General features: G+C 57.4%; 25 protein-coding genes and 1 other annotated feature. Of the genes, 18 read left to right on the top strand and 7 right to left on the bottom strand.

Features of this window, described 5'->3' with window-relative positions; genetic code table 11:
• Positions 1–42 precede the first annotated feature (42 nt).
• Positions 43–1110, top strand: coding sequence for a LacI family DNA-binding transcriptional regulator (locus SB719_RS01240; RefSeq protein WP_304233068.1), 1068 nt, complete (start codon positions 43–45; stop codon positions 1108–1110).
• A gap of 36 nt (positions 1111–1146) precedes the next feature.
• On the opposite strand, the gene SB719_RS01235 is transcribed toward SB719_RS01240, so the two are convergent.
• The 3 genes from SB719_RS01235 to dacD form a co-directional block, all read right to left on the bottom strand.
• Positions 1147–1467: a DUF496 family protein gene (locus tag SB719_RS01235; protein ID WP_039385998.1), complete on the bottom strand. Its 321-nt coding sequence runs from the start codon at positions 1465–1467 to the stop codon at positions 1147–1149.
• A gap of 171 nt (positions 1468–1638) precedes the next feature.
• Complete coding sequence (locus SB719_RS01230; RefSeq protein WP_065648953.1) at positions 1639–2697, bottom strand: FUSC family protein; 1059 nt, start codon at positions 2695–2697, stop codon at positions 1639–1641.
• Positions 2698–2871: 174 nt separating this feature from the next.
• The gene (gene dacD / locus SB719_RS01225) at positions 2872–4041 is read right to left on the bottom strand and encodes a serine-type D-Ala-D-Ala carboxypeptidase DacD (RefSeq protein WP_065648952.1); all 1170 of its coding nucleotides are present in this window, start codon (positions 4039–4041) and stop codon (positions 2872–2874) included.
• Positions 4042–4236: 195 nt separating this feature from the next.
• Here dacD and sbcB point away from each other — a divergent pair, with 195 nt between their 5' ends.
• Positions 4237–5658, top strand: a complete 1422-nt coding sequence (sbcB, locus tag SB719_RS01220) for an exodeoxyribonuclease I (protein WP_304233293.1) — start codon at positions 4237–4239, stop codon at positions 5656–5658.
• A 126-nt stretch (positions 5659–5784) separates the two neighbouring features.
• On the opposite strand, the gene SB719_RS01215 is transcribed toward sbcB, so the two are convergent.
• Both SB719_RS01215 and SB719_RS01210 read right to left on the bottom strand, forming a co-directional pair.
• A complete protein-coding gene (locus tag SB719_RS01215; RefSeq protein WP_039385292.1) occupies positions 5785–7143 on the bottom strand; it encodes an APC family permease in 1359 nt (452 codons plus the stop codon).
• A gap of 370 nt (positions 7144–7513) precedes the next feature.
• Positions 7514–8929 carry a glutamine synthetase family protein gene (locus SB719_RS01210; RefSeq protein WP_065648951.1) on the bottom strand — a complete coding sequence of 472 codons (1416 nt, stop codon included), beginning with the start codon at positions 8927–8929 and terminating at the stop codon, positions 7514–7516.
• A gap of 209 nt (positions 8930–9138) precedes the next feature.
• On the opposite strand from SB719_RS01210, the gene puuD reads away from it, so the two are divergent.
• Both puuD and SB719_RS01200 read left to right on the top strand, forming a co-directional pair.
• Entirely contained in the window at positions 9139–9900 is a 762-nt protein-coding gene (gene puuD / locus SB719_RS01205; protein ID WP_293004852.1) for a gamma-glutamyl-gamma-aminobutyrate hydrolase, read from the top strand.
• Between the two features lie 10 nt (positions 9901–9910).
• Positions 9911–11188, top strand: coding sequence for an NAD(P)/FAD-dependent oxidoreductase (locus SB719_RS01200; RefSeq protein ID WP_065648949.1), 1278 nt, complete (start codon positions 9911–9913; stop codon positions 11186–11188).
• Between the two features lie 33 nt (positions 11189–11221).
• On the opposite strand, the gene SB719_RS01195 is transcribed toward SB719_RS01200, so the two are convergent.
• Positions 11222–12049, bottom strand: coding sequence for an SDR family oxidoreductase (locus SB719_RS01195; protein ID WP_314688037.1), 828 nt, complete (start codon positions 12047–12049; stop codon positions 11222–11224).
• Between the two features lie 181 nt (positions 12050–12230).
• Between SB719_RS01195 and hisL the strand changes: the two genes are divergently transcribed.
• The 14 genes from hisL to SB719_RS01125 all read left to right on the top strand — a co-directional run bounded on the left by hisL (position 12231) and on the right by SB719_RS01125 (position 23786).
• Positions 12231–12278 carry a his operon leader peptide gene (gene hisL / locus SB719_RS01190; protein ID WP_100396937.1) on the top strand — a complete coding sequence of 16 codons (48 nt, stop codon included), beginning with the start codon at positions 12231–12233 and terminating at the stop codon, positions 12276–12278.
• Positions 12254–12375: a sequence feature (His leader region), on the top strand. Its footprint overlaps the gene before it by 25 nt.
• Before the next feature lie 54 nt (positions 12376–12429).
• Positions 12430–13329, top strand: coding sequence for an ATP phosphoribosyltransferase (gene hisG, locus SB719_RS01185; protein WP_065648947.1), 900 nt, complete (start codon positions 12430–12432; stop codon positions 13327–13329).
• Between the two features lie 3 nt (positions 13330–13332).
• Positions 13333–14640: a histidinol dehydrogenase gene (gene hisD, locus SB719_RS01180; RefSeq protein ID WP_304233085.1), complete on the top strand. Its 1308-nt coding sequence runs from the start codon at positions 13333–13335 to the stop codon at positions 14638–14640.
• Complete coding sequence (gene hisC / locus SB719_RS01175) at positions 14637–15707, top strand: histidinol-phosphate transaminase (RefSeq protein ID WP_304233089.1); 1071 nt, start codon at positions 14637–14639, stop codon at positions 15705–15707. The genes hisD and hisC overlap by 4 nt, the downstream gene beginning before the upstream one ends.
• A 2-nt stretch (positions 15708–15709) precedes the next feature.
• Entirely contained in the window at positions 15710–16777 is a 1068-nt protein-coding gene (gene hisB / locus SB719_RS01170; RefSeq protein ID WP_065648944.1) for a bifunctional histidinol-phosphatase/imidazoleglycerol-phosphate dehydratase HisB, read from the top strand.
• The gene (gene hisH / locus SB719_RS01165) at positions 16777–17367 is read left to right on the top strand and encodes an imidazole glycerol phosphate synthase subunit HisH (RefSeq protein WP_065648943.1); all 591 of its coding nucleotides are present in this window, start codon (positions 16777–16779) and stop codon (positions 17365–17367) included. The genes hisB and hisH overlap by 1 nt, the downstream gene beginning before the upstream one ends.
• On the top strand, positions 17367–18104 hold the full coding sequence (gene hisA, locus SB719_RS01160) for a 1-(5-phosphoribosyl)-5-[(5-phosphoribosylamino)methylideneamino]imidazole-4-carboxamide isomerase (protein WP_292976540.1): 738 nt from the start codon (positions 17367–17369) through the stop codon (positions 18102–18104). The genes hisH and hisA overlap by 1 nt, the downstream gene beginning before the upstream one ends.
• A complete protein-coding gene (gene hisF, locus SB719_RS01155; protein ID WP_065648941.1) occupies positions 18086–18862 on the top strand; it encodes an imidazole glycerol phosphate synthase subunit HisF in 777 nt (258 codons plus the stop codon). The genes hisA and hisF overlap by 19 nt, the downstream gene beginning before the upstream one ends.
• Positions 18856–19467, top strand: a complete 612-nt coding sequence (gene hisIE / locus SB719_RS01150) for a bifunctional phosphoribosyl-AMP cyclohydrolase/phosphoribosyl-ATP diphosphatase HisIE (RefSeq protein ID WP_292976535.1) — start codon at positions 18856–18858, stop codon at positions 19465–19467. Before hisF ends, hisIE begins: the two co-directional genes overlap by 7 nt.
• A gap of 118 nt (positions 19468–19585) precedes the next feature.
• Positions 19586–20902, top strand: a complete 1317-nt coding sequence (locus tag SB719_RS01145; protein WP_412158779.1) for a type II toxin-antitoxin system HipA family toxin — start codon at positions 19586–19588, stop codon at positions 20900–20902.
• The gene (locus SB719_RS01140; RefSeq protein WP_065648938.1) at positions 20899–21234 is read left to right on the top strand and encodes a helix-turn-helix domain-containing protein; all 336 of its coding nucleotides are present in this window, start codon (positions 20899–20901) and stop codon (positions 21232–21234) included. The genes SB719_RS01145 and SB719_RS01140 overlap by 4 nt, the downstream gene beginning before the upstream one ends.
• Entirely contained in the window at positions 21221–21697 is a 477-nt protein-coding gene (locus tag SB719_RS01135; protein WP_292976529.1) for a YbaK/prolyl-tRNA synthetase associated domain-containing protein, read from the top strand. The genes SB719_RS01140 and SB719_RS01135 overlap by 14 nt, the downstream gene beginning before the upstream one ends.
• 64 nt (positions 21698–21761) lie before the next feature.
• Positions 21762–22559 carry an ABC transporter substrate-binding protein gene (locus SB719_RS01130; protein ID WP_304233101.1) on the top strand — a complete coding sequence of 266 codons (798 nt, stop codon included), beginning with the start codon at positions 21762–21764 and terminating at the stop codon, positions 22557–22559.
• 111 nt (positions 22560–22670) lie between these two features.
• A complete protein-coding gene (locus tag SB719_RS01125; RefSeq protein ID WP_314688053.1) occupies positions 22671–23786 on the top strand; it encodes a M14 family metallopeptidase in 1116 nt (371 codons plus the stop codon).
• Between the two features lie 38 nt (positions 23787–23824).
• Here the strand turns inward: SB719_RS01125 and wzzB are convergent, their stop codons facing one another.
• The gene (gene wzzB, locus SB719_RS01120; RefSeq protein ID WP_314688056.1) at positions 23825–24832 is read right to left on the bottom strand and encodes an LPS O-antigen chain length determinant protein WzzB; all 1008 of its coding nucleotides are present in this window, start codon (positions 24830–24832) and stop codon (positions 23825–23827) included.
• Between the last annotated feature and the right edge of the window lie 13 nt (positions 24833–24845).

Here is a 24845-nt window from a genome sequence, read left to right as displayed (position 1 = left end):
GAAAATTTGGTACACTCGCCGCAGTCAATTCAGGAGAATGTAATGACCGCGCGCTCTGTAACGCTGGATGATGTCGCCCGCCTGGCTGGCGTCTCATATCAAACGGTATCCCGGGTACTAAACCATTCGTCACAGGTCTCAGCTCGCACGCGTGCCCGGGTAGAGGCGGCGATGGCAGAACTCAGCTATGTGCCCAATCGGGTGGCGCAACAGCTGGCGGGTAAGGCAACGCGCACGCTGGGACTGGCCACCAGCGATCTGGCGCTGATGGCACCGGCACAGATCGCTTCTGCGATTCAGCAACGGGCCGCTGCCGGGGGGTATCATCTGGTGATCGCCATGGCTAACGCACAGAGTGCCGCGCAGGATACGGTTAATGAGCTGCTGGCGCAGCGCGTTGATGCGCTGCTGATTAACCTGCCGCTGGATGCCGGACAGGCGGCACAGATCCAGCAGCAGTGTGGCAGTAAGCCCGCCCTGTTTCTCGATGTCGAAACCTGTGCGCCGGTACCGCAGTGTCAGTATCAGAGCAGCTGCGGCGCACAGCAGGCGGTGGATCATCTGGTGGCGCTGGGTCACCGTGAAATTGGCGTGCTGAACGGTCCGGCGCGCTCAGCGTCGGCCCGCGCCCGCTTTAGTGACTGGCAGCGGGCGCTGGCACACCATCAGCTGCAGCCTTATTGTGTTCTGGACGGTGACTGGAGCGCGGCGTCCGGCTATCAGGCGCTGCTTACCCTGCTGCCGGATCGGCTGCCGCAGGCGCTGCTGGTTGCTAACGATCAGATGGCGCTGGGGGCAATGCGCGCGCTGCACCAGCACGGCGTCGCGATCCCGGCGGATATCTCGCTGATTGGCTACGATGATACTGCAGAGAGCGCCTGGTACCAGCCACCGCTGACCACCGTCCGGCAGGATCTGCAGCAGCTGGGGCGTATCAGCGTGGAGCGGATCCTGGCGCAGCTGGCCGGACAAACGCTGCGTGCGCTGCCGCTGGAGACGGAGCTTGTTCTGCGTGAAACCACGGCCGCTCCGCAGCGCAATGGCGTCGATACGGGCGAAATTGCCCGCCAGCTGCAGGCACTGGCGCAGGCATTAAAAAGGTCGCCATAATGGCGACCTCGTCACAGTGAAACCTTACCGCTGCACTTAGTGTCCTTTCGGTTCACCCATGCTTTTCAGTTTTTTCGACAGATCGCGACGTTCTTTCGACAGATCGGCATTTTTAATGATGTATTCATCCACGCGATCTTCATAGTCCACGCGCATAGAGGCGATAATTTCCTGGATCGCCTCCACGCTCATGCCGGGTTTGATATATTCACTCAGGTTATCCAGCAGCAACACACGTTTCTGGTTATCACGGATTTTCTTTTCGTTATCGTGAATTTCGCGCTGCAGTTTGTTTTTACGACGAAACATACGCACAAACTCCAGCACGTCCTGAAATGATTGCTTGGCATTTTCCATGTTGGCACCTTTCTTAAGGCCTGCCGCAGCAGGCGGAATAGTCATATAACGTCAAGAGTTGTAGCTTAGCGGCTGTTGAGCCGGGTTAGCAATTCTCACAGCAAATTTCAGACTGGCTCTTATCTTAGCGCAAAGAAAGGGCAATTCGCACTAAGTGGTTGCCAGAGAAAACTATTTGCGCAGCGCCAGCCGGACCAGATCGGTCATACGCTCCAGCTGCCGCGCCTGCTCCAGACTTAGCCAGACGTAGCCGTATATCGCCGTGGTTTCCAGCTGCGCGCTGCCGCTGGCGATCAGCGCCTCCAGCTCCTGCACAATCTCCTCCAGCGCGTGGCTGTTAGCGATAACCTGTTCCGTCTCCCCTTTTTGCAGCAGCAGCGCCAGCGCGTTCAGCGTCTCTTCCGTCATCTGCTGCGTGCGCCGCAGCGCGGGTGCATTCAGCAGCAGCAGATGGCTCTCACGCGAGGCCCACCAGGCTTCAATCTGCATCTGCATGGTATTGACCATGTTACGGTTGATGGTCTGGATCGCCTCAAACACCGATTTCGGAATGCGCGTCTCTTTACTGGCGGGCTCCAGCAGCGCACGCATTCTGATGACGCTGCTGAGCAGCTTCTGAAAGCGCGGACTGAGACGCGGTTTCTCGACCAGATTGGGTGAAAAACCGGCGTGATGGATCTTTGCCATGCTGACAAACGCATCGGAGAGCTGAATACGCCAGTGGATATAGGCACGCTGCGCCCAGATGGCACTAAACAGCAGCGCCATCAGCGAGCCTAAAATGACATCGCCGCCGCGCCACAGCGCCACGGTGAAATCACCGGCCGGCGCCCCCACCACCACGCCGAGCGTGATACCAATCAGCAGGGCCATATAGGGATGCTTGCCCAGCGTCAGGTAGCCACAGACAATCATGACCGCAAAGCACCAGACCAGCATCAGCGGCAGCGAGATAAGCTCCAGCTTTAGCGCAATCAGACCGGAAATCAGCCCGGCAAAGGTTCCGCTGATACGCTGGATCACGCGCGGCAGTACGTTACCCCAGGTAGAGATGGGTCCCATCACGACCACCAGCGTAATCAGCGGCCAGGTGCCTTCAGGAATATTCGTCAGCCTGACAAACAGGAAGCAGAGTACAAAGGCGATAGCGATACGCACACCGTGAACGGCGCGGTAGTGGCGGTAGAACCAGAATTCAATCGACGAGACAGGCTTGTCAGCGCGTAACATGGTTATCCGGGAACGGGAAAAATTTGCGCGCTATGTTACCCTGGCATGGCAGCAGGCTTCAGCCCCTGCCGCCGCTTTTTCCCGCTTTTTTTATGTTCGCATACGTCAGATAACAGTGGCGTCACATTCTGCTTTCAAAACAGAAACGCAGCGATAACGCCACGGTTAACCCGATCAGAGTTTACGCTTCACGTAGTCGCTGATACGGGTCACGATGCCCGCCTCTTCCACCGTCTGCAGCGCATACAGCGGATAGCTTGCCAGCTGTTTATCTTTATCCAGTACCTGAATTTCACCAATCTGCTCGCCGGCTTTCAGCGGTGCGGTGAGATCTTTGCGATCGATAACATATTTCGCCATTACGTTAGCCACTTCGCTGCGCGGCAGCGACAGATAGATATCCTGCGTGGTACCCACCTCGACTTTATGCGGATTGCCGTACCAGACGTTTTCGCTGCCGATCTTCTTGCCGGCATGGAACAGCTGCACGGTATCAAAGTTGCTTTGCCCCCACGTCAGCAGTTTGCGCGCCTGCTCTTCGCGCCCTTTGGAACTTTTGCCGCCCATGATCACCGCGATCAGCCGGTGGCGGCCCTCAACGCTGGAAGCGACAATGTTAAACCCGGCGCTCTCGGTATGGCCGGTTTTCATCCCGTCTACGTGCAGATGCTGATCCCACAGCAGGCCATTACGGTTGTTCTGCGTAATGCCGTTATAGCTCAGGGTTTTCTCGCTATACATAGCGTAAAAGTCCTGCTCGCCATTAATAATGGCGCGTGACAGCACCGCCAGATCGCGGGCCGTGGTGTGCTGGCCCGGTGCATCGAGGCCGTGTACGGTTTCAAAATGCGTATGCGTCAGACCGAGCTTCTGCACATAGTGATTCATCATGGTGACGAAACTCTCCTGGCTGCCGGCCACGTAGTCTGCCAGCGCCACGCAGGCATCATTACCGGAATCGATAATAACCCCGCGCATCAGATCGCGTACCGTGACTTTATCGCCCGGCTTGAGGAACATCAGCGAGGAGCCTTTGAACACCGGATTGCCCGCCGCCCAGGCATCTTTGCCCACGGTGACAACATCATCCCGGGTGATTTTATGCTGATCGACCGCGCGATCGACCACATAGCCGGTCATCAGCTTGGTGAGGCTGGCGGGATTACGCTCTGCATCCGGATTGCCGGCAGTGAGGATCTGCCCGGTGGTAGCGTCCATTAATACCCATGATGCGGCATCAATACCCGGCGCCGTCACGGGAAACGGCAGGCTGTCATCCGCCTGCGCCATTGATGCCATCACCACTAATCCAGAAAGAGTTACCCACACACGCCTTTTCAACACATTGTCCTCAGTTTAAAAATGAATTTACCGCCGCACGTTGTACGGCAAATGGCGCTTTGATATCTGAATAAATTGAAAAAAAGTATGTCCCGTACAGAAAAAGTGCAGGTCCGCCCGCAGCGCGGCGGATGAGGGTTGTGCTGGCTGAAACGCCCGACTATTCTGTGGGTTGATTTTTCAATCCAGGATAACGCCGTGCCCGCCTCTGAGTTCACCTTTCTGTTCCATGATTATGAAACCTTCGGTAAGAGCCCGTCGCTGGATCGTCCGGCCCAGTTTGCCGGCCTGCGCACCGATGCCGACTTTAACCCGATGGGTGAACCGCAGGTGTTTTACTGTCAGCCCGCAGATGACTATCTGCCACAGCCGGAAGCGGTGATGATCACCGGCATTACGCCGCAGGTTGCGCGCACGCGCGGCGTCACGGAAGCGGAATTTGCCGCACGTATCCACTCGCTGTTTACCCAGCCCAATACCTGCGTGATCGGCTATAACAACGTGCGTTTTGACGACGAAGTCACGCGCAATATTTTCTACCGCAACTTTTTTGATCCCTACGGCTGGAGCTGGCAGAACGGCAATTCGCGCTGGGATCTGCTGGATGTGATGCGCGCCTGCTACGCGCTGCGGCCGGAAGGGATTGTCTGGCCTGAAAATGAGGAGGGCTTTCCCAGCTTTAAGCTGGAGCATCTCACGAAAGCCAACGGCGTGGCGCACGAACAGGCGCACGATGCGATGTCTGACGTGTGGGCTACGCTGGCGATGGCAAAACTGGTCAAAGAGAAGCAGCCAAAGCTGTATGCGTTTCTCTTCGCGCACCGCAATAAGCAAAAGCTGATGACCCTGATTGATATTCCGCAGATGAAGCCGCTGGTTCACGTCTCCGGTATGTTTGGCGCTGCGCGGGGCAATACCAGCTGGATTGTGCCGCTGGCGTGGCATCCTGATAACAAAAATGCGCTGATTGTGGCTGACCTGGCCGGCGATATGACCCCGCTGCTGGAGCTGGAGCCGGACGCGCTGCGCGAGCGTCTCTATACGCGGCAGAGCGAGCTGGGCGATGCCGCACCGGTGCCCATTAAGCTGGTACACATTAATAAGTGTCCGGTGCTGGCTCCGGCCAGCACGCTGCGCCCGGAAGATGCGGAGCGACTCGGGATCGATCGCCAGTACTGTCTGGCGAACCTCGCCCTGCTGCGCCAGCATGTCGCCGTGCGTGAGAAAGTGGTGACGCTGTTTGCTGAAGCGGAACCCTTTACGCCGTCAGCGGATGTCGATGCGCAGCTGTATGACGGCTTCTTCAGCGACGCCGATCGCGCCGGCATGACGATTATCCGTCAGACGGCGCCGCAGAATCTGCCGGCGCTGGATCTTACGTTCAACGACCCGCGCGTTAATCCGTTGCTGTTTCGCTACCGGGCGCGTAACTTTCCCGGGACGCTCGACGATCGCGAGCAGCAGCGCTGGCTGCAGCATCGCCGCGAAGCGTTGAATGCCGAACGGGTGCAGGCATTTTTGCTGGAGCTGGAATCCCTGGCGAGCCTGCATGAAGAGGATGCGGAAAAGATGGCGCAGCTGAAGGCGCTCTATCACTACGCCCAGGCGCTGGTTTCCTGAAGTGAAACAGGTGTCAGAAGTGAAACCAGGTTAATACAAATATACCAGGCGAAGGTAACGGGTGTGTAGCGGGGAATAACTCTTGCAGAAAGCAGACCGGAGGCGCAGCGCCTCCGGTCACGGGCATTACACTTCTTCGCTGAACTGCGGGACCGGATTACGGAAGGTACGGGTGACGAACGCCAGGTAGATAATACCAATTGCGCCCCATACCAGACCCAGCACCATGGAGGTCTCTTCGAGGTTGATCCATAGCGCACCCACCGTCAGCGCGCCCATTACAGGCAGCACCAGATAGTTCAGGTGGTCTTTCAGCGTTTTGTTACGCTTCTCGCGGATCCAGAACTGTGCGATCACGGAGAGGTTAACAAAGGTGAATGCGACCAGCGCACCAAAGTTGATCAGCGCCGTAGCGGTCACCAGATCAAAGTTGATAGCCAGCAGTGCCACCGCGCCCACCAGCAGTACGTTCAGTGACGGCGTGCGATATTTTGGATGCACGAAGCCAAAGATGCGCTGCGGGAACACGCCATCGCGGCCCATTACATACATCAGACGTGAAACGCCTGCGTGTGCCGCCATACCTGACGCCAGCACGGTCACCACAGAGAAGATCAGGATCCCGATCTGCAGCGCTTTACCGGCCACAAACAGCATGATTTCAGGCTGTGACGAGTCCGGATTCTGGAAACGCGAGATATCCGGGAAGTAGAGCTGCAGGAAGTAGGAGACCGCGATAAAGATCACGCCACCAATCAGCGCCGTCAGGAAAATCGCGCGCGGGATCGTGCGTTCAGCATCTTTGGTCTCTTCCGACAGCGAGCTGATGCCGTCAAAGCCGAGGAACGAGAAGCAGAGAATCGTCGCACCGGTGATCATCGGCACCACCTGAGCATGCTCAGACCAGAACGGTTTCGTGCTTACCAGCGTACCGGAGCCAATACCGTGCGCCACACCGTAAACCACCATACCGGTAATCACGGCCATGACCACAACCTGCAGCACCACAATGACGCTGTTGAAGTTAGCCACGGTTTTGATACCACGCAGGTTGGAGATGGTCATAAAGGCCACCAGCAGCACAACGAAAATCCACGACGGAATACCCGGCACCAGCGACTCAAAGTAGCTTTTTGCCAGCAGGATGTTGATCATCGGCATGAACAGATAGTCCAGCAGCGATGACCAGCCCACCATAAAGCCGACGTGCGGACTGATGGCTTTCTGAGCGTAGGTATAAGCGGAGCCCGCAGATGGGAAGCGGCGTACCAGCTTACCGTAACTCACAGCCGTAAACAGAATCGCAATCAGGGCGAAAGCATAGGCGGTGGCGACGTGGCCGTCGGTTAAACCTGACACAATGCCGAAGGTATCAAACAGGGTCATTGGCTGCATATACGCCAGGCCCATCATGACGACCGGAAGCAGGGTCAGAGTTTTTTTCAGATGTGCACGCTGAGGTGCGGCAGAGGTATTAAGCGCCATTGTTCAGACCCCCTACAGCAGCAACTGATGTCAGTTGTACCACAGGGATACTGCGCAATGTGCTGCAGTGAGAAGTGATATTAGTGTTTGCGATTGTCGCCGCGCCGTAATCATCACGAAAGCGAGAACCAGCCAGTGCTGGTGCAATTGTAAACAGTCCCATCTTTGTTCCTCAAATCTCACGCAGAAGCGTGTTTCGGTGTCTATCTATCCGGATACGTGTCCGGCCTCGGTTATGTATGTATTAAAAACATTATGCAAAAAAATAACCGACGCTCAATGCGTCGGCTATGTTCTGTCTTTTGCAGGGGGCATATTTTGCCCCAACTTATACCATCGACACAAGACGTTAACGCAATTCTTCTGCTCGTCAGGCGTTCTTTAGCATCCAGTCAATCTCTGTGGCGGTGATCAGGCGTTCAAATTCCCGCAGCTCACACTGCTTACAGCTGTGCCATACGCGGCTGAAACGCTCTCCCAGCAGCTTCTGCAGCGGGTAGCTGCTTTCAAATTCATAAAGGGCGTCACTCTGGCGAACCGGCAGTGCCAGCCCTTCCGCCGCATGTCCGTTTCCGGTCACCGCATGAGGTAAAGGTAGCTGATTATCCAGACCGTGCAAAATCCCGGCAAGAATTGTTGACACAACCAGGTAGGGATTGGCATCTGCACCCGCCACGCGATACTCCACGCGATGGTTCTCTTTGTCACCGCACGGTATACGCAGCGCCACGGTGCGATTGTTATGCCCCCATGACGCCTGCAGCGGCACAAACGACTCTGGCGAGAAGCGCCGGTAAGCATTGACATTGGGTGCCAGCAGCGCCATTGACGCCGGCATCAGGTCAATCATGCCTGCCAGCGCGCGCTTCAGCAGCGGCGAGTTGCTGCCATCATCCAGAGAAAACGCGTTATGATCCGCCGCGTCAAGCATGCTGATGTGTACGTGCATGCCGCTGCCGGCATACTCCTCATACGGCTTCGCCATAAACGTGGCGGTCATACCGTGATTTTCCGCCACCTGTCGCACCAGCCGCTTCAGCAGAACCGCGTCATCACACGCTTTGAGAATATCCTGCGTGTGATGCAGATTGATCTCAAACTGCCCCGGCGAGGCTTCTGCCAGTGCCCCATCGGCCGGGATCCCCTGCCGCTGCGCCAGCGCATCGATATCGCGCAGCACGTCAGCAAAATGATCGAGGTTATCTACTGAATAAACCTGACAGTGCATGTTGCGCTCTGCGCTGCCTGGCGAGCACGGCGGCTGAATAAATCCGCCAGCATCACGTTGCTTATCAACCAGATAGAACTCCAGCTCTACCGCTACCGCCGGAAACAGTCCGCGATTACGCAGCTGCTGCCACAGCCGGTTCAGCACGTTTCGGGGTTCAACGTCAAAGGGAGTGCCATCTTGGTTGCACATCGTCAGCAGCAGCTGAGCAATGCGTTGCGGATCGGAAGCAGAAGGTATAAGCGTGCCGGGAACAGGAATACAGAGGTTATCGGGTTCGCCAAGCGCCTGGCCGAGACCGGCTTCTTCAACGGTATTGCCGAGAATGTCCATGGCAAAAACAGAGGCGGGAAAGTAACACCCTTTTTCGAGCCTGGGGAGCGCGGCGACAGGGATCCGTTTACCGCGAAAAACACCATTTAAATCATTTAACAGGATATCGACATACTGCGTTTCAGGATGGCGTTCCAGCCAGGTTTTCACCTCCAGCTGGAACGCGCTTGTTCGCTTCTCTTCACTGTGCCGCGTGAAGTCTTCTACTTCCACGATATTCGTCATATACCACCCGCCAGTTACCGTTAATGAGGTTTGCGCGATGCTTTAATTCCGAACTACAGCTCTAACATAGCGCCAACACAAATAGTGTGCAAATGTAACAATCTGGTTTGCAGTTCGGCGCGGGCAGATTAGATTGAGAATAACAGGCTCGCTTACGCGCCTGCCTGACCCTGCCGGCAGAGCGATCGTACTCTCAGCGTGGTAACCGGATGATGACAGATTCTGTAAAACCGCTGATCGGGATAGTGATGTGCCAGAATATGACTGGCCCCCACCCCGCTCAGACGCTGCACAATAAATATCCGGATGCGGTGGTCGCGGCGGGCGGTGTTCCGCTGCCGCTGCCGCATCAGCTGCTGGACGCACCAGAGTTGCTGGCGCAAAGCATGGCGCTGCTGGACGGCCTGCTGCTGCCTGGCAGCCCCAGCAACATTGAACCCTGGCACTATGGCGAAGCGGGCAGTGAAGCGCACAGCGATCCGGCCCGCGACCGCCTGGCTTTTGCTGCCATTACCTGGGCGACCAGCCGGCAGATGCCGCTGTTTGGTATCTGCCGCGGCCTGCAGGAGCTGGTGGTCGCCAACGGCGGTGCCCTGTATCGTCAGCTGCATCAGGTTGAAGGATTTCAGGATCACCGTGAAGATCCTGCGCGGCCGCTGTCGCAGCAGTACGCGGCGGCGCATCTGGTCACGCCGGAACCGGACGGGTTGCTGAGTCAGCTGCCTGACTGCCATGCCCCCTTTACCGTTAACTCACTGCATGCGCAGGGCGTACGCACGCCGGGACCGCAGCTGCGCATAGAGGCGCGCGCCGCAGATGGCGTAATTGAGGCGGTGAGCCTGCGTCATCACCCTTTTGCGCTGGCGGTGCAGTGGCATCCGGAGTGGCAGTCTGAGCAGAACCCGGTTTCACGTCAGCTGTTTGCTGCATTTATTCAGGCCGCCAGCGATTATCACCGGTCACGACCCTGAGGAGGATGTGATGCATCATGTGGAGAGCTATTACGCAGCCAGCGCCAACCCGCACGCCCCCTGGCCTGCGCTGCAGGAGAGCATTCAGTGCGACGTCTGTATTATCGGCGGCGGCTTTACCGGCCTCTCCTCGGCGCTGTTTCTGACCGAAGCGGGCTACGACGTGGTTGTGCTGGAGGCGGCCACCATCGGCTTTGGCGCCAGCGGACGCAACGGCGGTCAGGTGGTGAATTCCTACAGCCGCGACGTGGATGTAATAGAGCAGCGCTACGGTAAAGCGACCGCAGCGATGCTGGGCAGCATGATGTTTGAGGGTGCCGATATTATCCGCGACCGTATCGATCGCTATGCGATCAGCTGCGACTACCGGCCGGGCGGTATTTTTGCCGCCCTGAATCAGCGGCAGATGGGCCACCTGCGGCGTCAGCAGGCGAGCTGGGCGCGCTACGGTAATCAGAGCCTGGAGCTGCTGGATGAGCGCGGTATCCGGCGGGAGATCGCTACCGATCGCTATGTCGGTGGCCTGCTGGATAAGCGCGGCGCACATCTGCACCCGCTGAATCTGGCGCTGGGAGAAGCGGAGGCGATCCGCCGCCACGGCGGGCGCATCTATGAACACTCTGCTGCCCTCGGCGTACACTACGGTACACCGCACCGCATTACCACCGCGCACGGAGAGGTACACGCCACCTTTGTGATTTTTGCCGGTAACGCCTATCTGCCGGCGCAGCTGGAGCCGCGCCTGAGCCGTAAAAGCATGCCGTGCGGCTCACAGATTGTGACCACCGAACCGCTCAGCCGTGACCAGGCGCTGGGGCTGCTGCCTAACAACTACTGCGTGGAGGATTGTAACTATCTGCTCGATTACTTCCGTCTTACTGCGGATAACCGCCTGCTGTATGGCGGGGGCGTGGTGTATGGCGCGCGCGAACCGGCTGATATCGATGCCCTGATCCTGCCCAAGCTGCAGCGCACGTTTCCCCAGCTGCGCACTATCAAAATCAGCCACCGCTGGAGCGGTAATTTCCTGCTGACGCTGTCGCGTATGCCGCAGTTTGGTCAGCTGGAGCGCAACGCCTATTTTATGCAGGGCGACAGCGGCCACGGCGTCACCTGCACGCATCTCGCCGGCAAGCTGATTGCCGAAGTGCTGCGCGGTCAGGCGGAGCGGTTTGACGCTTTTGCCCGGCTTCCGCACCTGCCATTCCCGGGCGGACGCCGGTTTAAAGTCCCGCTGACGGCGATGGGTGCCGTATGGTATGCATTACGCGATCGGCTGGGCGTCTGATCCGCAGCGGGAGATGCGTGTCTCCCGCTGCGTTTAGGCCAGCGGCATGCGCGCCGGATCGGGATAACGATACTCAAAGCCGAGCTCATCACAAATTTTTGTGCCATCGATCAGCTTCCCGGTTGGCCGGTCAGGCTGCGCACTGAACGTCGGGGGCACCAGACCCAGCTTCTTTGTGACGTCAGGATAAAACGTATCCCGCGACGGATGATGCGGCGCGCAGAGGTTGTAGGTATGCCCTCCTTTCGGCCGCTGCAGCAGCAGCATAATCGCTTCCACCACATCATCCAGATGCACCAGGTTGACGCCGTGGCTGCCCTGTTCCAGCCCGGTTTTTCCGGCAAGAAAGCGGCCAGGATGACGGTCTGGTCCTACCAGGCCGGCGAGCCGCAGAATATCCACGCTGGTGCCTGGCAGGCCGTGCAGCCAGTGCTCCAGCTCAACCAGCGTTTTGCCGGCGACCGTCTCCGGCTGCAGCGCACTCTGCTCTTTCATGACCCCCTCGCCTGCGCCATACACCGAGGTGGAGCTGGTGAATATAATGCGTGGCACCCGGCTTGCCAGCGCCGTGTCCACTACGTTTTGCACCGCCTGCATATAGGCATCAGCACCCTGCACGGTGCGACTGGCAGGCAGCGTGACCACCAGCGCATCCACCTGCATCAGCGTCTCAAGTTCATCTGCATCACACTCAATTTCCGGCGTCAGTTTCAGCTGAAACGCTTCAATGCCGCAGCGCCGCGCGGCTTCAACGCCATCCGGCGTGGTTTTCGTGCCGGTGACGTCCCAGCCCCGCGCCGTCAGCGCCATTGCCAGCGGCATACCCAGCCAGCCCAGACCCGTAATCGCGACTCGTTTCATCTCTGCTCCTGCTGTTGCGCGCCATTGTTCTCTCATCTTAGAGCGGGGCTGCCCGGCAAACCAGCGCAAAGTGTTGCGGAAGGTTCCGTAAACTGACGTTAAAAAAGGGTTGCCAAGCCGCGCCATCTTCGCTAGGTTAATCAGCACGCAAATGAATACTCATTCAGCAACGGAATTTATTATGACACGCGTTCAGTTCAACCATCATCACCACCATCACCCTGACTAGTCTTTCAGGCGATGTGTGCTGGGAGACGTTCAGGATCTTCCAGTGGTGCGAGCGCAAAGAGAGCCCCCGGAAGATCATCTTCCGGGGGTTTTTTTATGGGCGAACGCAAACGCAACACGTTCAGACAGGATCAAATAAGAGGACAGGAACCATGTTAGATAACACCCGTTTACGCATAGCTATGCAGAAATCTGGCCGTTTGAGTGATGAATCACGCGAACTGCTGGCGCGCTGCGGCATCAAAATCAACCTTCAGCAGCAGCGTCTGATTGCGTTTGCGGAGAACATGCCTATCGATATCCTGCGCGTGCGCGATGACGATATTCCCGGCCTGGTTATGGATGGCGTGGTCGATCTCGGCATTGTCGGTGAGAACGTGCTGGAAGAGGAGCTGCTGACCCGCCGTTCGCAGGGCGAAGACCCGCGCTACTTCACGCTGCGTCGCCTGGATTTCGGCGGCTGCCGCCTGTCGCTGGCGATGCCGGTTGATGCCGAATACACCGGTCCGCAGTGTCTCAGCAACGCCCGCATCGCGACCTCTTATCCGCACCTGCTGAAGCAGTATCTCGATAAACAGGACATCGCGTTTAAATCCTGCCTGCTGAACGGCTCTGTAGAGGTCGCGCCGCGTGCGGGCCTGGCCGATGCGATCTGCGATCTGGTCTCTACCGGCGCCACGCTTGAGGCCAACGGCCTGCGCGAAGTGGAGGTGATTTATCGCTCCAAAGCGGTACTGATCCAGCGCGACGGTGAGCTGCCAGCCGCAAAGCAGGCGCTGGTTGATACAATGATGACGCGCATTCAGGGCGTCATCAAAGCGCGTGAATCGAAATATATCATGCTGCACGCGCCGAGCGAGCGTCTGGAAGAGGTGATCGCTCTGCTGCCAGGTGCCGAGCGCCCGACCGTGCTGCCGCTGGCGGGCGAAGTGAGCCGCGTGGCGATGCACATGGTCAGCAGCGAGACGCTGTTCTGGGAAACCATGGAAAAACTGAAAGCGCTGGGTGCCAGCTCAATTCTGGTGCTGCCAATTGAAAAAATGCTGGAGTAACCGATGAGCACCCTGATGACCCCAATCAGCTGGCAGCAGTGTGACGCTGAACAGCAGCAGGCCTTGCTGCAGCGCCCGGCAATCGCCGCTTCTGCCACCGTCAGCGCCACCGTGCAGAACGTGCTGGCAGAAGTGAAATCGCGCGGCGACGCGGCACTGCGGGATTTCAGCGCGCAGTTTGATAAAGCACAGGTCAGCAATCTGCGCGTCTCTGCGGCAGAGATGCAGGCCGCCGGTGCGCGCCTGAGCGACGAGCTTAAACAGGCGATGGCGGTGGCCGTGCGCAATATTGAGACCTTCCACAACGCCCAGATTCTGGCCGCGGTGGATGTCGAAACGCAGCCCGGCGTGCGCTGTCAGCAGATCACACGGCCGGTGCAGTCGGTGGGCCTCTATATTCCGGGCGGTTCAGCGCCTCTCTTTTCCACCGTGCTGATGCTGGCAACGCCGGCGCGCATCGCCGGCTGCGGCCGCGTGGTGCTCTGCTCCCCGCCACCGATTGCCGATGAAATTCTGTATGCCGCGCAGCTGTGCGGCGTTCAGGAGGTATTTCAGGTCGGCGGCGCGCAGGCGATTGCTGCGCTGGCTTTCGGCACAGAAACGGTGCCGAAAGTGGATAAAATCTTTGGCCCGGGCAACGCCTGGGTGACGGAGGCGAAGCGGCAGGTCAGCCAGCGGCTCGACGGCGCGGCTATTGATATGCCTGCCGGCCCCTCTGAAGTGCTGGTTATTGCTGATGGAGGGGCAACGCCCGCGTTTGTCGCCTCCGATCTGCTGTCGCAGGCGGAGCACGGTCCTGACTCCCAGGTTATTCTGCTGACGCCATCGCAGGCGCTGGCCAGCGAGGTGGCGCAGGCCGTTGAGACGCAGCTGGCTGCACTGCCGCGCGCCGCAACCGCACGTCAGGCGCTGGCGAGCAGTCGCCTGATTGTGGCCCGGGATCTGGCACAGTGTGTGGCGATCTCAAACCAGTATGGACCGGAGCACCTGATCATTCAGACGCGCCAGCCGCGCGATCTGGTCGATGCCATCACCAGTGCCGGCTCGGTGTTTCTCGGCGACTGGTCACCGGAATCCGCCGGGGACTACGCTTCGGGCACTAACCACGTGCTGCCAACCTATGGTTATACCGCCACCAGCTCCAGCCTCGGACTGGCAGATTTTCAGAAGCGTATGACGGTGCAGGAGCTGACGCCGCAGGGCTTCATGAACCTGGCCGCTACCATTGAAACTCTGGCCGCCGCCGAGCAGCTTGATGCACACAAAAACGCCGTTACCCTGCGCGTTGCCGCCCTGAAGGAGCAAGCATGAGCACTGAAATTGAAGCGTTAGCGCGCGCTAACGTCCGCGCCCTGACGCCTTACCAGTCAGCGCGTCGCCTGGGTGGCAACGGTGATGTCTGGCTGAACGCTAACGAGTTTCCGCTGCCGGTGCCGTTTGAGCTGTCGCAGCAGACGCTGAATCGCTATCCGGAGTGCCAGCCGCGCGTGGTGATTGAGCGTTATGCCGCTTACGCCGGGTTAACGCCGGAGCAGGTTCTGGTCAGCCGCGGCGCTGATGAAGGCATTGAGCTACTGATGCGTGCGTTCTGCGAACCGGGTAAAGATGCCATTCTGTTCTGCCCGCCAACGTATGGTATGTACAGCGTCAGCGCGGAAACCATCGGCATTGAGTACCGTACCGTTCCGGCGCTGGACAACTGGCAGCTTAACCTGCCGGCGATTGCCGGCAGGCTCGACGGCGTAAAAGTGGTTTATCTCTGCAGCCCGAACAATCCGACCGGCAACCTGATCAATCAGGATGATATCCGGGCGCTGCTGGCCATGACCGCCGGTAAAGCGCTGGTGGTAGCAGATGAGGCATATATTGAGTTCTGCCCGGCCGCAACGCTTGCGGCGTGGCTGCAGGAATTTCCGCATCTGGTGATCCTCCGCACCCTGTCAAAAGCGTTTGCGCTGGCGGGTCTGCGCTGCGGTTTCACCCTGGCGAACAAGCCGGTTATCGACCTGCTGATGAAGGTGATCGCGCCTTATCCGCTGGCCACGCCGGTCGCTGACGTTGCAGCACAGGCGCTGAGCGAGGCGGGTATCACGCTGATGCGTCAGCACGTTGCCGAACTCAATGCGAACCGCGCATGGCTGTGCGAACAGCTACCGCAGCTGAGCGTGGTGGAGCAGGTGTTTCCGAGCGAGACTAACTATATTCTTGCGCGCTTCACCGACTCGCCAGCCGTGTTTAAATCGCTGTGGGATCAGGGCATTATTCTGCGTGACCAGAACAAAAATCCCGGTCTTGCCGGATGCCTGCGCATCTCAATTGGTACCCGAACCGAGTGCGAGCGCCTCATCGCCGCGCTGCAAGCCCTTTCCGTGGAGTAAGCATGAGCCAGAAGATCCTTTTTATTGACCGTGACGGCACGTTAATTGCCGAACCACCGTCCGACTTTCAGGTAGATCGCCTGGATAAACTGGCGCTGGAGAAAGATGTTATCCCTGCCCTGCTGGCGCTGCAGGAAGCGGGTTACCAGCTGGTGATGATCACCAATCAGGATGGCCTCGGCACCGAAAGTTTCCCGCAGGCCGATTTTGACGCGCCGCATACGCTGATGATGCAGATCTTCACCTCGCAGGGAATTAACTTCAGCGACGTGCTGATCTGCCCTCACCTGCCCGCCGATAACTGCGACTGCCGCAAACCCAAAACCCGGCTGGTAGAAGCGTGGCTGGCAGAAGGCGCGCTGGATAAAGCCAGCAGCTATGTGATTGGCGATCGTCAGACCGATCTGCAGCTGGCGGAAAACATGGGTATTCAGGGCCTGCGCTACGGCGCTGAAGGTGAGAGCTGGGCATCCATTCAGGCGCGCCTGACTCAGCGCGACCGCTATGCGCTGGTGAACCGCAACACCAAAGAGACCCAGATCAAAGTGGAAGTGTGGCTCGACCGCGAAGGCGGCAGCAAAATTAACACCGGCGTCGGCTTTTTTGACCACATGCTGGATCAGATCGCGGTACACGGCGGCTTTCGCATGAACATCGATGTGAAAGGCGATCTCTATATCGACGATCACCACACGGTGGAAGATACCGGCCTGGCGCTGGGTGAAGCGCTGCTCAGGGCGCTGGGCGACAAGCGTGGTATTGGCCGCTTCGGCTTTGTGCTGCCAATGGATGAGTGTCTGGCGCGCTGCGCGCTGGATATCTCCGGCCGGCCGCATCTCGAATACAAAGCGGAGTTCAGCTATCAGCGCGTGGGCGATCTCAGTACAGAGATGGTCGAGCACTTCTTCCGCTCGCTCTCCTACGCCATGATGAGCACGCTGCACCTGAAAACCAAAGGCCGTAACGATCACCATCGCGTGGAAAGTTTGTTCAAAGCGTTTGGCCGCACGCTGCGCCAGGCGATCCGTGTGGAAGGTAATACCCTGCCGAGCTCAAAAGGAGTGCTGTGATGAACGTGGTCATTCTCGACACCGGCTGCGCCAATCTCTCTTCGGTAAAATGGGCGATTGAGCGTCTTGGCTATACGCCCACGGTCAGCCGCGATCCGGATGTGGTGCTGCGCGCCGATAAGCTGCTGCTGCCGGGCGTTGGCACCGCGCAGGCGGCGATGAATCAGCTGGCAGAGCGCGAGCTGATTGAGCTGATCAAAGCCTGTACGCAGCCGGTGCTGGGGATCTGTCTCGGTATGCAGCTGCTGGGGCGCGGCAGCGACGAGAACGGCGGCATCACCACGCTGGGCATTGTTGATGAGCCGGTGGCGCTGATGGATACGCAGGATCTGCCGCTGCCGCACATGGGCTGGAATCAGATCACTGCAAAAGCGGGACATCATCTGTTCCGCGATATTCCGGATGGCAGCTACTTCTACTTTGTTCACAGCTACGCGATGCCGGTTAACGCCGCGACTATCGCGCAGTGCGACTACGGCCTGCCTTTTACCGCCGCGCTGCAGAAAGATAACTTCTTTGGCGTGCAGTTTCACCCCGAGCGCTCCGGCAAAGCGGGCGCGCAGCTGCTGAAAAACTTTCTGGAGATGTAATGATTATCCCCGCGTTAGATTTGATTGATGGCAAGGTGGTGCGCCTGCATCAGGGCGACTACGGCCAGCAGCGCGACTACGGCAGCGATCCGCTGCCGCGCCTGCAGGAGTATGAACGCCAGGGTGCCGGTGTGCTGCACCTGGTGGATTTAACCGGTGCGAAAGATCCGGCTAAACGCCAGATCCCTCTGCTGACCACGCTGCTGCGCGGCGTCAGCGTGCCGGTGCAGGTTGGCGGCGGCATTCGTCACCGTGATGATGTGGCGGCCCTGCTTGCCGCCGGGGCCACGCGCGTGGTGGTTGGCTCTACGGCCGTCAAACAGCCGGAAGCGGTGAAAGCGTGGTTTACCGAATTTGGTGCGGACGCCATTGTGCTGGCGCTGGATGTGCGTATTGACGCGGCTAACCGTAAAGAGGTGGCGATCAGCGGCTGGCAGGAAGCGGCGGGCGTTACGCTGGAAGAGGTGATTAGCGGGTATCAGTCCGTGGGCCTGAAGCACGTGCTCTGCACTGACATTTCGCGCGACGGCACGCTGAGCGGCTCAAACGTGGCGCTGTATAAAGAAGTGTCAGACGCTTTCCCGGACATCGCCTTTCAGAGTTCCGGTGGCATTGGCTCGCTGGCAGATATCGCCGCGCTGCGCGGCAGCGGTGCGCAGGGTGTGATCGTCGGTCGCGCCCTGCTGGAAGACAAATTTACGGTAGCGGAGGCGATTTCATGCTGGCAAAACGGATAATTCCCTGTCTGGACGTGCGTGACGGACAGGTTGTAAAAGGCGTGCAGTTCCGCAATCACGAAATCATCGGCGACATTGTGCCGCTGGCGCAGCGCTACGCGCAGGAAGGGGCCGACGAGCTGGTGTTTTATGACATCACCGCCTCATCGGATGGCCGCGTGGTCGATAAAAGCTGGGTCTCACGCGTAGCAGAAGTGATCGACATTCCGTTCTGCGTCGCGGGCGGCATCAGGAGTGAGGAGGATGCCGCGCGCATTCTGCAGTTTGGTGCCGACAAAATCTCTGTGAACTCCCCGGCACTGGCGGATCCGACGCTGATCACCCGTCTCGCCGACCGTTTTGGCGTGCAGTGCATCGTGGTGGGGATTGATACCTGGTTTGATGAAGCGAGCGGTAAATATCACGTTAATCAGTACACCGGTGATGAAGCGCGTACTCAGGTGACGCAGTGGGAAACCCTTGACTGGGTCAAAGAAGTACAGAAGCTGGGCGCGGGCGAAATTGTACTGAATATGATGAATCAGGATGGTGTACGCAATGGCTATGACCTGGTTCAGCTGCAGAAAGTACGCGACGTGTGCAGGGTGCCACTGATCGCATCCGGCGGAGCCGGCACCATGCCGCACTTTCTCGACGCGTTTACGCAGGCAAACGTTGATGGCGCGCTGGCGGCGTCAGTGTTTCACAAGCAGATTATTAATATCAGGGAGCTGAAAAACTTTCTGATCGACAACGGTGTGGAGATTCGCGCGTGTTAACAGCAGACCAACTGGCCCGCCTGGACTGGGTCAAAACCGCGGGCATGATGCCTGTTATCGTGCAGCACAGCGTCTCCGGCGAAGTGCTGATGCACGGTTATATGAATGAGGCGGCGCTGGAAAAAACGCTGGCGGAAGGTAATGTCACGTTTTTCTCGCGTACCAAAGAGCGGCTCTGGACCAAGGGCGAAAGCTCCGGCCACTTTCTGCAGGTGGTGAGTATGACACCGGACTGCGATAACGATACGCTGCTGGTGCTGGCAAACCCCATCGGGCCGACGTGCCATCTTGGCACCACCAGCTGTTTCTCACCCGCCGCCCCGGAGTGGGCGTTCCTTTACCAGCTGGAACAGCTGCTGGCGTCGCGTAAACACGCCGATCCTGCCAGCTCCTATACCGCCAGCCTCTACGCCAGCGGCACCAAGCGTATTGCGCAGAAGGTTGGTGAAGAAGGCGTGGAGACCGCGCTGGCAGCCACGGTAAACGATCGTCATGAACTGACCAATGAAGCCTCCGACCTGCTCTATCACCTGATGGTGCTGCTGCAGGATCAGGATCTGGATTTAAGCGCGATCGTTAATAACCTGCGCGCCCGTCATAAGTAACCAATTGTGCAATATGCTGCTCAAAATCAATGAAAATGAACTATTTTGAGCAGCATTCTTCTCAAAAAAATTAAATTCAGCTAATATTGAGCAATATACTGCGCAAAAAGGGCTGGCTATGCTGACCTTACAACTTTACCTTGACGGTGTCTGGCATGATGCTGCCATGCTCAATATTAACGTCCCCCAGCTTGGTCGTGGCAGCGAAGCATTACTGGCTTATGACTTTACCTATGCAGCAGAACACCTGGAGCGCAATGATATTGCCAGTTGTAGCCTGAATTATCCTGTCATGCTAATCGGTAGCCATTTTGCGCAGCCCTGGTTTGGGTTTCTGGATGATATTATTCCGGCCGGTGCCAGCCGTCGTTATTGGATCAGCCAACCGGGACTGCAGGGCAAATCCGCAGGTGAGCAGGATTACGCGCTATTGAAAGCGGGTACCATCGCCCCCGTGGGTAATCTGCGTATTAAAGAGTCTCTGCCACAGCTTCCTGTGAATAGCACTCTGCCAACCCGGCGTTTTTCCGCAGAATGGGCTATTGAGCGCGACAGTGATTTTCTTGAATACGCACAGCAGATGGGCGCGGCCAGCGGCGGTGCAACGGGTGCAGGCGGGGAAGCGCCAAAATTATTGTTACGCCGGAATGCACAACAGGAAGTGTGGATAGATACCTGGCAAGACGATCCTTTGAATCAGGATACCCCTTATCTCGTTAAATATCCGCGTGGTGCTCGCAGCCCGATTGATTGCGATATTCTGCGCGCCGAGTATCACTTCTATCATGAACTTCAGGCACTGGGCATAGACACCATTGATACCAGGCAAATGCTGTTGTGCGAAGGCACACGTTACCCATCGCTATGGCTACCACGATTTGATATAGCGTTCGTTGAAAACAGAAAAGTCCTGTATGGACTGGAATCCGTCTACTCACTGATGCAAAAAGCGCCGGGAAGCTATCTCAACCATTTCGACATCATTCACTGTCTGATTGAAAAGTTGAATTTGGCAGAGGCAGAACGCGAATCACTGGTTATTGAATGGGTTAAACGCGACATGCTGAACATTGCCTTTGGCAACTCCGATAATCATGGCCGTAACAGTGCTATTTTGAAAAAAACCAGCGGTATGTGGCTTGCCCCCGTTTACGATTTTGCGCCCATGAAAGCCGATCCTGAAGGTGTGGTTCGTACTACACAATGGGGCTCACCGTATGAAGAAGGCGGTCATTACAACTGGCATCTGATTGCACAACGTCTGAACTATCTGGTCTCTGAGAAAAGGTTACTGGAGGCGCTACGTATACTAGCGAAAAAGCTGACTGGTCTTAAGGCGCGCCTGGCGCAACGCGGTGTGCCTGCGTCAATTCTCGAAATGCCCGGCGTTGGCTTCAATTTTCTGGATGAGCGTATCGCAGGGTGGAAATTATGAAGAAAACCATGACGCCGTTTGAACGTGAAGCGTTATTACTGGCGTTATTACGTCAGTCGATTGAAGAAAAAGCCAGCCACGGCAAGTTACTTATGCAACTCCGCAAACAGGTGCTTGGATTTTCACAGGATCGCTATGCGACGCTGGCTGGCATCAGCCGGCGTACCCTGTCAGATATCGAACAGGATAAAGAGAGCGTGACCCTGAATGTGCTGAATCGCGCTTTCAGGCCGCTGGGGCTGGAAATGGGTTTGTTGCCACAACAATCTCATATGCGGCAAACGCTGATTGCGCTGCTGGCTCAACAAAGCGCATCCCATGACCACCCATGAAAAACTTATCGCCCTGCTCGACCAGCACGGCGCTCAATATCGCCTGCTGGAGCATGCAGCGACCGGGAAGTGCGAAGCAGTGGCGGCTTTGCGAGGTACAGAGGTGGGCCAGGGTGCGAAAGCGCTGGTGTGCCATGTCAAAGGTAACGGTATCAAACAATATGTCCTGGCGGTACTGCCGGCCGATCGGCAGGCAGACCTGAGTAAAGTGGCGGCTGCGGTGGGGGGACGTCGTGCCTCGCTGGCCTCCCCGGCAGAAGTGGATGCCCTGACCGCCTGTGTATTTGGGGCGATTCCACCGTTTAGCTTTCATGAAGATTTACGGCTGGTAGTCGATCCGCTGTTGTTTGAACGCTATGGCGAAATCGCGTTTAATGCCGGAGTGCTGGAGAGATCCGTAGTGCTGAATATTAACGATTACCAGCGGCTGCATAATGGTAACGTGATGAAAATAATCCTCTAATTGCCATCCGCCATCGCGGGGGGTACTCTCGGAATACCCGCTTTTACAACAGAAGAACCCGTTTATGGCACATTCCCGTTTTACCGCGCGTCTGCGCAATACCGTAGCGCTGGCGCTGCTGGCTGGCTGCGCTTTTGGCGCGCAGGCAAAGATTGATCAGGTGCGCTTTGCCGTTGATCCGACCTATCCGCCGTTTGAATCTAAAACGCCGCAGGGAAAACTGGTGGGATTCGATATCGATCTGGGTAACGCGCTGTGCGCGCAGATGCAGGCAAAATGCGTCTGGGTTGAAAGCCAGTTTGACGGCATGATCCCGGCGCTGAAAGCGCGCAAGTTTGACGCTATCCTTTCTGACATGGGCGTGACCGAAGAGCGTCTGAAGCAGATCGACTTTACCGAACCGATGTATGACACCCACGTGCAGCTGATGGCGCGTAAAGGTTCCGGTCTGCTGCCGACGGCGGAGTCGCTGAAGGGCAAGAGCGTGGGCGTTGAACAGGGCACGGTGCAGGAGCGCTATGCGCGCGCCAAATGGCAGCCGCACGGCGTAAATGTGGTGCCCTATGGCGACCAGGCCCAGGTGGAAAGCGACCTGATCTCCGGCCGTCTGGACGCGGTGTTTACCGACGCGGCACAGGCGGCTATCGGCTTTCTGAAACATCCGCAGGGCAGTGATTTTGCGCTGGCAGGTCCGATTGTACAGGACCCGCTTATCGGCCCCGGCACCGCCATTGGCCTGCGTAAAGGCGATACCGAACTGAAAGCGGCGCTTAACAACGCGTTTGATGAGCTGAAGAAAAACGGCACGTTTGACACTATCCAGAAGCGTTATTTCGCGACAGATATTTCTGTTCAGCCCTGAATATCCGGCGGCGCGTTTGCCGCCGTTTTTTTAACGGAACTATACTCTGTTCAGTCACCCTAACAGGCATGCGCGCTACTGCAGCCTCAGAAACAGGACACCGGCCGCACTATGCAACAACAACATCATCCATTACTGAGCGCCTCGCTGGGCACCCAGCGAGAGATTGTCAGCTTTCATTTCGGCACCGACTCGCAAAAGCGCGTTTATATTCAGGCCGCCCTGCACGGGGATGAGCTGCCGGGCATGGCGGTTGCCTGGTACCTCAAACAGAAACTGCTGGCGCTGGAGTCCGCAGGCAAACTGAAAGCCAAAATCACGCTGGTTCCGGTAGCCAATCCGCTGGCGCTGGGTCAGCACTGGCACGGCACGCATCTGGGACGTTTTCATACTCTTTCTGGTCAGGATTTTAACCGGCGCTTTCCGGCACTGGGTGAGAAGCTGGCGGCGGACCTGGCGGGATCGCTGACGCAGAGTGAATATGAAAACAGACGCCTGATCCGCGATGCTATCGACCTTTACTACCGCGATCAGATAGCCAGAACCGAGCTGGAGTCCCAGCGCTATACCCTGATGCGCATGGCAAGTCAGGCCGATCTGATGATTGACCTGCACTGCGACTGGGATGCACTGCCGCACCTTTATACGACGCCTCACGCCTGGTCTGAAGTGGAACCGCTGGCGCGCTGGCTCGGCAGCGAGGTGCAGCTGCTGGCGCAGATTTCCGGCGGTGAACCGTTCGACGAAGCGTGCTGCGAACCCTGGCTGACGCTGGCAAAACGCTTTAGTGATGATTACCCGATGCCGCGCGGTCTGCTGCCGGTGACGCTGGAGCTGCGCGGCGTCGCCGATGTCTCTCCGGAACAGGCGGAGAAAGATGCAGATGCGATTATTAACGCGCTGACCGAAAGCGGCTATATCAGCGGCGATCCGGGCGTCTCCCCGGCCCTGCGCCATCCGCCAACGCCGCTGGCGGGCTGTGAATATATTTATGCCCCCTACTCTGGTCTGCTGCTGAACCGGCGCAAGCTGGGCGAATGGATTAAACCAGGAGAAGTGGTGGCTGAGGTTGTTGATCCGGTTACCGATCACATTACGCCGCTGGTTGCTGAATTTGGCGGCGTACTCTACGCCAGAAACCTGACCAAGTTTGTCACGTCCGGGATGCTGGCGGTGCGGCTGGCGGGGGAGAAAGCTGGGCGCAGCGGAGAGCTGCTGGTGATGTAATGGCATAAAAAAACCGGCCACAGGGCCGGTTTTTTGTTTTAGTGACGACTGCGGTAGTTGCTGACAATACTGCGGCCAATCACGATGGCGGAGCCCAGTACGCCGCCCAGGATCAGGGCTAACAGTACGGTCAGGGTCTTTTTCGGACTGTCACGACGAATCGGCAGGTCTGCTTCAGCAATGTAGCGGAACGACTGCAGATTATCGGTCTGAATGGTGACGTGCGTAATCGAGAGCAGCGCGCGCTCAGCACTGTAATAGTCATCATCAAAATCGAGCGGTTTGGTCGCCTCATTGGACACCATTGCGCGTAACGCTTCACTGCCCAGCAGGTAAAGCGTGTCATCAGAGAGATACTCTGCCTGGCTCAGCTGCGATTTTGTCAGGCCGGCTACTTCTGCCACCTTCAGCGCCTGATTAATCACATCAAGACGATGCTGTTTTTTATTAATAGCGATCTGTTTATGCGCATCCAGAATATCTTTCAGCTCTTTGGCTTTCACACCCAGGCTATGTTTTATATCCCGGCCATAATCGCTGACCACTTCATTATTAACCGCCGTAAGATATTTTTTCAGCTGCGCCTGCGCCTCTTTTGCATGCTGCGCGACAAAAGAGATCGTCAGTGCATCGTTACTGCCTTTATTCACCTGGCTGATTTTTAATGTTTCGGGCTCTTCCTGATTTGCCAGCGCGCCGGCAAGCGCATTCACTGACGCACTAAAACGACTAAAGAGCTGGTTTTGCAAATCGGTAACTGACGGCTTTTCCTGAATGTTTTGCGCATACAGCACGCTCAGCGTGGCGTTATAGCTGGCAACCTGTCCCGCTGAAGGCAGCGTAACAATGGCCTCAGACGTCCATTTTTCTTTCGCCACGCTTAAATAGACAAGACTCAACAATATCGTCACTACCATCGTCGCAATAATTATCCACTTGCCTTTCCACAGCTGGACAATTATGTCGAGCAAATCTATTTCATCATTATTATTTGAAGCCAGAACGCCCGGATCGTTATTCAGTCCGGGCTTATTGTTTGCATTCATAAATTCAGTACTC

It is taken from the genome of Pantoea sp. SIMBA_079 (assembly GCF_046940275.1).
Lineage (GTDB): Bacteria > Pseudomonadota > Gammaproteobacteria > Enterobacterales > Enterobacteriaceae > Pantoea > Pantoea borealis.
This window is presented reverse-complemented; position numbering and strand designations above follow the sequence as displayed.